Origin of the sequence: Myxococcus sp. CA056 (assembly GCF_013336715.1) — a bacterium.
Classification (GTDB): Bacteria; Myxococcota; Myxococcia; order Myxococcales; family Myxococcaceae; genus Myxococcus; species Myxococcus llanfairpwllgwyngyllgogerychwyrndrobwllllantysiliogogogochensis.
Genome location: NZ_JABUMT010000014.1, coordinates 226,559 through 236,106 on the forward strand (window position 1 = coordinate 226,559; position 9,548 = coordinate 236,106).

7 protein-coding genes are annotated in these 9,548 nt (G+C 68.9%); all 7 read left to right on the forward strand.

From position 1 onward, the window contains the following. Positions 1-258: 258 nt before the first annotated feature. The gene (locus HUA76_RS36835) at positions 259-1,497 is read left to right on the forward strand and encodes an MxcI (protein WP_174463502.1); all 1,239 of its coding nucleotides are present in this window, start codon (positions 259-261) and stop codon (positions 1,495-1,497) included. Between the two features lie 33 nt (positions 1,498-1,530). Next, positions 1,531-1,860, forward strand: a complete 330-nt coding sequence (locus tag HUA76_RS36840; protein ID WP_174463503.1) for a hypothetical protein — start codon at positions 1,531-1,533, stop codon at positions 1,858-1,860. Then, positions 1,857-2,132: a hypothetical protein gene (locus HUA76_RS36845; protein ID WP_371823569.1), complete on the forward strand. Its 276-nt coding sequence runs from the start codon at positions 1,857-1,859 to the stop codon at positions 2,130-2,132. The genes HUA76_RS36840 and HUA76_RS36845 overlap by 4 nt, the downstream gene beginning before the upstream one ends. Next, positions 2,129-3,679 carry a PepSY domain-containing protein gene (locus HUA76_RS36850; RefSeq protein WP_174455760.1) on the forward strand — a complete coding sequence of 517 codons (1,551 nt, stop codon included), beginning with the start codon at positions 2,129-2,131 and terminating at the stop codon, positions 3,677-3,679. Before HUA76_RS36845 ends, HUA76_RS36850 begins: the two co-directional genes overlap by 4 nt. A 123-nt stretch (positions 3,680-3,802) precedes the next feature. Beyond that, positions 3,803-6,283, forward strand: a complete 2,481-nt coding sequence (mxcH, locus tag HUA76_RS36855; protein ID WP_254614721.1) for a TonB-dependent siderophore myxochelin receptor MxcH — start codon at positions 3,803-3,805, stop codon at positions 6,281-6,283. Positions 6,284-6,508: 225 nt separating this feature from the next. Then, entirely contained in the window at positions 6,509-8,620 is a 2,112-nt protein-coding gene (locus tag HUA76_RS36860) for a hypothetical protein (RefSeq protein WP_174463504.1), read from the forward strand. A 166-nt stretch (positions 8,621-8,786) separates the two neighbouring features. After that, positions 8,787-9,548: hypothetical protein (locus HUA76_RS36865; protein WP_174455758.1), on the forward strand; the 762-nt coding region annotated here is incomplete at its 3' end.

A 9,548-nucleotide genomic window follows, 5' to 3' on the forward strand; every position in this document is an offset into this window, starting at 1 on the left:
GCCATGCGTGCGGCCCCCTCCACTCCCAGTCCTCCGCGGCCACCGATATCGAGGAATACCCGCGACAAGCCGAGTGGGTCCTCGTGTCTGTTCTGTCCTCCTCCCTGACGTTGCTTGACACCTGGCTTGCGAGAGGGCTACTCCAGCGCGCCTGTATTGATTTTGATACTGAGTCTCAAATTCACATCAGGAATTGACCGGATCTCACGGTGCTGACGGACAGCGCTGGGAGGCCGGTCCAGGTTCGAGGAGAGAGCGATGCACCGCGGAGCACTGAGGATTGGCAAGGGCGGTTTCTCGAAGGGGCTCGTGGCGTGTGCCGCCCTGTTCCTGTCCGCGTGCGGCGACGATGAGCCCACCCTCCCTGGGGGGCCGGGTGGAGGCGAGGAGGGCGCGCTGTACCTGGTGCACTCCGCCGTGGAGACGAACGGCAGCCGGATGAACTACTTCACGCTGGTCGACTCCCTGGACGAGCCCAAGACGCTGGACTACTCGAAGTCGCTGGAGCTGCCGGGCCGTCCCCGGCTCTACGCGGCCAAGGGCGTGGGCTTCTTCGCCATTGGCGCCGGAGAGTCTCCCACCATCACCCGTTACGAGGTGAAGGACGGCGCGCTGACGCCGGGTGCCAGCATCTCGTTCCAGAACCTCGGCGTGAAGCGGATGGGCGCCCAGGCCGTGCACTTCGTGAGCGCCACGAAGGCGTATTACAAGGACGACGCCCAGGGGCAGATCATCGTCTGGAACCCCGCGGAGATGGCGGTCGAGAAGACGCTGGCGCTGCCGGCGGAGTTCACCAAGGCGGGCTACGTCACGGGGCTGAGCCAGTGGGCGACCCGCGAGGGCGAGGCGTTCTTCGCGGTGGGCTGGTCGACGTCGACGTACGACACCGTGCTTCCGGGCTCGGTGCTCGTTCGCATCGACACGGCGACGGACGCGCTGAGCTGGTCCTCCGACGAGCGCTGCCGCGACCTCACCAAGACGGGCCGGCAGGGTGACACGCTCTACTTCTTCAGCGGCGTCATCAACGGCCTGGGCTACGCGGTCAAGGGGGCCCAGGACGCGGGCCAGCAGGACTGCTTCCTGCGCATCCCGGCAGGGCAGCAGACCTTCGACACGGGCTTCGTCGGCAGCGTGGCCTCCGCGCTCGGCGAGAACAAGGTGGGCACCATCATCGCCCTCACGGAGAACGGCACCGCGTGGCTCCAGGTGGCGGACACCACCATCACCCCGTCGGCGCCGGGCACCACCTACAGCGAGTGGTACAGCAAGGGGTGGAGCTGGTGGCAGGTGCCGTTGGCGACGCTGAGTGCCCCCTCGCGCGTGGACGCCGCGCCCGGGGCCTACAGCGGCTTCACGCTCACGTCAGGCTCCAGCTTCTTCGTCAGCCAGAGCGCGGCTACCTACTCCACCTCCACGCTGATGGACCTGTCCTCGGGCACCCCCAAGCCCAGCATCTCGTTCCCCGGCTTCGTCCTGGACGTCGCTCGCATCCGCTGAGCGCTCGCCCTCGATTCCCGCGAGGTCTCCTGGATGGATGTCCTGGTTCCCACGCTGCTCTGGCTCGGAGTGGTGGGTCTCTACGGCGCGTGGTGGTGTCGCCACGCGGGCCGGTGGCCGGACTCCTCGCGCGTGCCCTCCGGCTTGAAGGGCGGGGGGCTGGTGCTCGTCCTCGCGGGTTTCGCCATGTCCCTGTCGACGGCTCCCACTCCGGGGGCCGCCCTGGGCTCGGCGATGGCGTACGTCATGGCGGGGGGCACTTCGCTGGCCGTCCTTTCGCCGCTGGTGCGCCGTCCCATCCGGGCCATGGTGCTGCTGGCCCCGGTGGGCCTGTTGCTGGGTGTGCTGGAGCGCGCGTCGTGAGCGCCAGGACGCGGCGCCAGCGGGGCGTGAGCTGGCTGCTGGCGGCCGTGCTGGGGGCTCCGCTCGCCGCGCTGCTGGTCTCGGTCGCCTTGCCCGCGGTGGTGCCCGCCTCGTCGGACGTGCGCTACCTGGTGGCCTGTATCGTCGTGATTCCCCTGATGGCCGCCGCGCCGTGCATGGCGCTCCTGGCTCGCTCCGCGGCGCGTGCATGGGCCGGCGTCCTGGTGGCGAGCGGGGCGGCGCTGCTCGTCCTCTGGAGAAGTCTCCCATGAAGCTTGGGTCTGGGACGTACCGCGTCCTCTGGGAGGCGCATGCATGGGCGGGCGCGGTGGCTTCCGTCCTCCTGGTGGGCATGTTCCTGCTCGGCGTCGTGTCGCTGTTCCGCCACGAGCTGATGCCCTGGCAGGAGCCGCGCTTGAGGACGCCCGTGGCCGCGGACGAGGCGCGGGCGCTGGAGACGCTCCAGCAATGGCTGGACGCGCGGGTGGGAAAGGACGGGCCCTCCCAACTGGACGTGGACCTGCCCGCTCCGTATTCCCCCTGGCTCCGGCTCGAGTGGAAGGAGCGGGGTGGCGAGAAGACCGCCGTCTGGGTGAACCCGCTCTCCGGCGAGCAGGCCCCGGAGCGCAGCGACCTGGGCTACTTCCTGTTCCTGGTGCACTTCCTCTACCCGCTGCCGGGGGGCATGTTGATCGCCGGTCTGGTGGCCATCGTCCTGTTGCTGGTGGTGGGCACGGGGCTGGTCATCCAACTGGGCCGCTTCCGCAAGGACTGGGTGCGCTTCCGTCCGCGCGAGGCCCTGCGCACCGCGTGGGGGGACCTGCACAAGGTGCTCGGCAGCGTGGGGTTGCCCTATCAGGCGGTCATCGCCTGGACGGCGGCCATCATCTGCCTGAACTCCGCGGTCCTCCAGCCGGTGGTGGTGCGCACGGCCTTCGACGGTGACGTGGACGCGGGGCTCAAGAGCATCGGCTACCCGCGCGGAGCCAAACCCTCCAAACAGCCCGCCGAGGCGCCGCGAGTGGCCACGGTGCTGGCGCGGGCGCGCGAGGCGCTGCCGGATGCGCGGCACTACCGCTTCTCGATGCGCAACCTGGGGGATGCCCAGGCGTATGTCGATGTCCGAGGCTACGCGCGTCAGGGTCTCCACGAGTTCACCACCGTCCGCGTGTCGGGGAAGGGTGAGGTGTTGCACGTGCGGCAGGCTGGAGGGCCTGGCGCCACGGCGCGGCTGATCGAATCCGCGTACGTGCTCCACTCCGGGCTCTATGCGGGGATGGGGCTGCGGCTCACCTATGCGCTGCTGGGCATCTTCAGCGCCCTGTGTGTGCTGACAGGCAACCTCATCTGGTTGGAGCGGCGGGCGCGCGACATGCGCCGGGTGGACGTCCTCCTCGCGCGCTTCACGGCGGGAGGGTGCGGAGCGGCGGCGTTCGCGCTCGCCGCCGTCTTCCTGGCCAACCAACTGCTGCCCGACACGCTGACGCGTCGGGCGGATTGGGAACACACGATTTTCTTCGGGAGCTGGTGCGCCTGCGTGCTGGGTGCGCTCCTGTTTCCCCGCCCCAAGGTGTGGTCCCGGTGGTCGCTGGCCATCTCCGGCGGCATCCTGTTCCTGTTGCCCTGGTTGGATTCCTGGCGCAACGCCCGGCGCGTGTTCGACCCCGCCGGCTCGCCCTATGTGTTCTGCGTGGAGCTGGGACTGGCCCTGCTGGGCGTCCTGTTCCTGGTCTCCGCCTGGGCCATCGGGCGCATCGTGCCGAGAGATCCCAGGGACGCGCGGGCGCCCGCGCCGGTTCTCGCGCATGAGTCGCCGTGAATGTCCGGACTCCCGACGCACCCTTCACTCGCGTCCCGCTCGATGTGCTCGGGCTCGCCTTCTTCCAGCGCCCCCCCGTCGTTCGCGGGGCGCGGACTCCTCTCGTGTTTCATGCAACGGACCATGACCCTCCTCGTTGACGCGTTGGCCCGCGCGAAGTGCTCGGTCTCCTGGACCTGTCCCCCGGTGTCCCTCGGGCGGACGTGGCGAACCGTGGGTCTGCTGGCCATGGTCGTGGCGCTTCCCTCCGCCGCACAGGACGCGGCGCAGGCGCCCGCCGTGGAGGCTCGCGCGACGGTGGGAGACCTCGCGGGACGGCTGTCCGCCTGTGAAGGGGGAGAGCTGGAAAAGGCCGAGGTCCTGCTGCTCGAGCCCGAGGGGCGCACCCAGACGCCGCGCCTCGATGCGCAGCGCCGCTTCGAGGTGAAGGGGCTCGCTCCCGGCACCTATGAGCTGCACGCCTATGTCCCGGGCTGTGAGCCCCAGGCGTACCGCGTCCAGGTGGCGGCGGGGGAGCGCACGGAGGTGGACGCGGTGCTCGCGGAGAGCGTCAGCCTGGAGACCACCATCGAGGTGACGGGGCGACAGTTGAGCAAGGGCGAGGAGCGCGCCCTCTCTGCCGAAGCGGTCAAGGTGGTGGAGCTGGAGGAGGCGCGGCAGCAGACCGCGGACCTGGGCGAGGTGCTCAGTCGCAACACGGGTGTCAGCGTGCAGCGGACCGGGGGGCTCGGCTCCGCCAGTCGCTTCTCGCTCAGTGGCTTCTCCGGCGAGCAGGTGCGCTTCTTCCTCGACGGCGTGCCGCTGGAGTTGGCCGGCTTCGGGCTGGGGCTCGCCAACGTGCCAGTCAACCTGCTCAAGCGCGTGGAGGTCTATCGAGGCGTGGTTCCCGTGCGCTTCGGCGCGGATGCGCTGGGAGGCGCGGTCAACCTCGTCTCCTCGGACGGAGACGAGCCGAGCGGGGCCTCCGTCTCGCTGCAGGCGGGCTCGTTCGGCACATACCGGGGGTCACTCGCGGGACAGTACAAGCTGGGGACCGGCGGGCTCTTCGTGAAGGGCCACGCCTTCGGCGACGTCGCGCGCAACGACTACATGGTGGACGTGGAGGCCGCCGATGACCGGGGGCGCCTGGTGCCCGCGCGCGTGCCGCGCTTCCACGATGGCTTCACCGCGGGCGGCGTCGGGCTGGAGGTGGGGGTGCTCGAGCGGCCCTTCGCGGAGCGCCTCTCCCTGCGTGTCTTTGGCACGCGCACGCGCAAGGAGCTGCAGCACAACGTGGTGATGACGGTGCCCTACGGCGAGGCCCGCTCCGCCGAGTCGAGCTACGGCGCGCTGGCGACGTGGTCCCAGGGAGGGCTGCTGTCCGGCAAGCTTCGGCTGGAGGGCGTGGGGGGCTACAGCCGGCGTGACACGGACTTCCGCGACATGGCGGGGTTCGTCTACGACTGGTACGGCAACGCGGGCGTGGAGCGTCGCCAGCCCGGAGAGCTGGGCACCACGCCGGCGGACCAGGTGCAATGGCAACACAGCGCCCTGGCGCGCCTTCATGCCGCCTACGAACTCACCGCGACGCAGTCCCTGCGGCTCTCGCTGGCGCCCACCTTCGTGACTCGCCAGGGTGAGGACCAGCTCAAACTGGGGACGGGCCAGCGAGACCCCTTGAGCGCGCAGCGCGACCTGCTCACGCTGGTGGGCGGGCTCGAGCACGAGCTGGCGCTGGGCGACGGACGGCTCAAGAACGTGGCCTTCGTGAAGGGGTACGTCATGCGCTCGGACTCGGAGGAGGTGCTGCCCGGGGGGGTCTTCCGGCGGGCCGACCAGGCCAGCGAGCATCTGGGCTTTGGAGACAGCCTGCGGATGTTCCTCCCGTATGGCGTGCTGGCCAAGCTCTCGTACGAGTACGCCACGCGCCTTCCCGGTCCGGATGAGCTATTTGGTGATGGCGTGCTCGTGATGGCGAATCTGGGGTTGCGGCCCGAGGTCAGCCACAACGCCAACCTGGATTTCTCGGTGGATGACTGGCGCACGGGGATGGGGAGCTTCCGCGGAAGCGTGGGAGGCTTCGCCCGGCTCGCCGACGACTTCATCGTCAAGCTGGGAGACGACTCCACGGTGTCCTTCCAGAACGTGTATGCGGCGCGCTCGCTCGGAGTCGAGGCTGCCGCGGGATGGACGGTTCCAGGGGATTGGTTGTGGCTGGATGCCAACGTGACGTGGCAGGACTTCCGCAACACGGGCGGGCAGGGGACGTACGCGGCCTTCAAGGGCGACCGCATTCCGAATGTGCCCTGGCTCTTCGCGAACTTCAGCGCCCGGCTGCGGCGCCGCGCGCTCATCCTCCCCAGCGACTCCGCGTCGCTCGGCGTCACCTCGCGATTCATGAACGGCTTCTTCCGGGGATGGGAGAGCCAGGGCCTGCGCGAGTACAAGCAGGACGTCGATGCGCAGTTGACCCACTCGCTCAGCCTCACCTACGTGCGGGAAGGCTCGCCCACCCTGGGGGGCACGCTGGAGGTGCTCAACCTCACGAACGCGAAGACGTATGACTTCTTCGGCGTCCAGCGCCCCGGCCGCTCCTTGTCCGTCAAGCTGACCGCGGACTTCTGACCGCCACGGCGAATGCCTCGCTGCCTTCACCGGCCCGGATTTCGCCTACCTCGACGCACATTGGCCATGGCGCAGGCCCCCGAAACCCGGAAATCCGTCCGCTGACGCCAGAAAATTGACCACTGACAGCAACTTTCACCCGGACGCGCGGAGAATCGACTAAAACAAATTGGTCGATTGGTTTTTTATCCGCGTTCGCAGCCCGCATCCGAGGAGTGAGAGTCCATGGCCCCGATTCGCCGCGCCGCCACCCCGACACCTTCCGCCGTGCCTCAGCAGCCGACCGTCGCCGCGCCCCCTCCGCCGCCACCGCCTCCGCCTCCAGCGCCGAAGCAGGAGCCCGCGGCGGGCCACTCGGGGCGCAGCAGCTTCCAGTCGGGTCGGCGTCCCTCGATGGACCTGTTCGGCGGCGCGGGGCCGGCGAGCACGCTGCGCACGGAGGTGTTGGGCGACGGCAAGGCCAACTGCCTGGAGAAGGCCAACACGCTGTCGAAGCCAGGGGACCAGGTGCTGCTGCTCAGCGACTCGCGCGACAGCGTGGGCCACGCGCTGGTGCGCAAGCCGGGCGGTGCCATCGTCGACCCGAACGAGCCCGGCAAGACGTACGCGAACCTCGCCGAGTGGAAGGCGACGCACTCCTCCTACGGCCAGCCGGTGGCGGTGCCGGACGCGCAGCTCGCGCGCATCCTGTCCGTGCCTCCGGGCCCCGCGCGTGAGGCGCTCATCCACGGTTTTGGTCTGACGGGCGCCGCGGCGCGCTCGGTGGCGGACGACGCGGCGGCGACGACGACGGGGGATGCGGCGGACCCGACAAAGAAGAAGGAGCTGGTGGACCTGACGCCGTCCGTCAACATCTCCACCGATGGCACCCTCGAAGTGGGCATCAAGGCCGAGTTCAAGCCCGCGGAAGGGGAGAAGAAGAAGGGCGAGGTGAAGGGCACCATCTCCGGCGGCGCCTACGCGGAGACGGAGGTCAAGCTGGCCTGGAACCCCACGGAGCCCACCGCCGACGGCCGGCACCTCATCACCGTTACGTTCGATGCCACCGGTGGCCTCAAGGGCGGCGCGGGCATCGAGGCGGGCGAGGTGGGCCCGTTCGGCGTGGAGATTGGCGCGGAGTCCGGGAGCAAGAAATCGGTCAGCTTCCAGCTCGCGCTCACCGAGGGGGAGATTGGCCAGCTCATCATGAACCCCGGCGGCTTCCAGGTCCCCACGTTGAGCGACCCGCTGGCGCTGCCGCCCGGCAGCAAGCTCGTCATGGACGCCTCTGACTTCGTGACGACGTCGAGCGGTCTGTCCATCGGGCCCCTGAAGCTCAGTGGGGAGAATGGCAAGGAGCAGACCCAGTCGGTGGCGGTGGAGCGCACAGGAGACACCACGGTGCGCGTGACGGTGGGCCCGGAGGAGACGCTCACGTCGAAGCTGGAGCTGGGCTTGGAGTTGACCCTCAAGGGACACAAGGTCGGCGGCGGCATCGGCTCGGAGCACAGCTACACGCAGGGCAACTCCGCGAGCGTGGAGTTCGACCTGGCCACGCCAGAGGGCCGCACGGCCTACGAGACTTTCGTCCGGGAGGGCACGCTCCCCACGCAGACGGGCCCGGGGGTCCTGGACGTGCGCACCCAGCAGACCTGGTCCGAGGAGGGCTCGCTCAGCGCGGAGCTGCACCTGACGAAGTTCGTCGGCTTCGAGCACCAGTTCTGGGATGAGAGCCTGACGCAGACTGTGACGACGGTGAATGGCCAGACGACGGTGACGGCCGAGGGCAAGGTGGCCGGCACGGACAACTCGTTTGAAATCCAGTTCTCGCTCAACCCGGACGGCTCGCGGAAGTTCGAGGGGATGAGCATGGACATCCTCCAGTACGGCGGCACCGAGTACACCACCATCACCGTGACGGGCGCGGAGGGGCTGGCGAACGTGCAGAACGTCGCGGCCCGGCAGGCGCAGGACATGGTGGTGGGCTTCTTCGCGGACTCCAGCGACCCCGCGGCGCTCGCGGCCCAGCGTCAGAAGCTCAAGGCGGAGGGTGAGCCCTTCGCCACCCTGGCGATGACGCCGAATGACCCGGGCTACAGCCACGAGGCCTGGCTCACCGCGTATCGCGACTTCGACGCGACGCACGACTACCTGCCCGATGTGCCCTCCACCACGATGACGTTGATGGAGGCCACGCCGGAGTCGATGCCCACGACGCTCTTCATGAGCCTGGGCACCGCGGGCCATGTGGACCAGAACCCCCTGGCCACGAGGACGGACGGCACGACGGCCAGCTACAACATGCCGGGGTGGATTGACCTGGGCCTCGGCCAGATGCCGGGCGTCGAGGTGAAGTGACGCGAGGACCGTAGGCGGCCGCGGCCCGCTCCTGAGTTCCGGGGTGGGCCGTCAGCCTTGGGATGAGGGAACGACCAGTCCTCACCCCTCCCTCCGTAGTAACTCCAGGGGTCGTGCACGGACGCGTGCCTGCCCGCGCGGAGTTCCTTCAGCGGAGGCGCCTTACATGTCTCGAAGTAGAAGTCTTGGCAGCAGTGTGCTGTTGGCCGCCGCATTGGTCTCCACCCCCGGCCTCGCTGATGAGGAGGTGACGAACGTGCTCGCCTCGGACCGGTATCCGGTCCCCGCCGTCCGGGAGGGCAAGTACCGCAACCGCATCGCCTTGGAGCTGGGAGGAGGGGGCTGGCAGACGTTCGTGGGGGACCTGCACAACCACCCTCGCGGCCATGACTCCCTTGGCGGCGGGTCGCTCAGCTTCACGCCCCAGATCATCCGAAGCGAGGTGCTGCTCTCCGCCTTCCGCCATGGCTATGACTTCTTCGGCACCAGCAACCACACCACGTCGTGGAAGTCCTATGACGACGATGACCCCATCTCCCAGCTGAGCCCCGTGTTGGATGCGAACGGGCAATCCGAGCTGCTCGTCGTCAGGGGCAGGGAGTCCCATGTGGGCCCGGATGATGGGACGGGCTCCAGCCATGACCACCACTTCAACAGCTTCAACCGCAATCTGCATGTCAACTCCTCCAACATCGGGAACATGCACGACGAAATCGTCGACAACTACTCGGCGGACCCGCTGCTGAGCACCCACATCCAGCTGAACCATCCGAATGACGACGTGTATTTCACTCTCCCCACGGCGCCGGACCGACGCCAGAAGGTGAGAGATGCCGTCGAACTCGCCGAGTACAACGGGCTCCCCAAGTATTTCGAGCTGCTGCGGCGCGGCTTCCGCGTCGCCCCCGTCTCCAATACCGACGCGCAC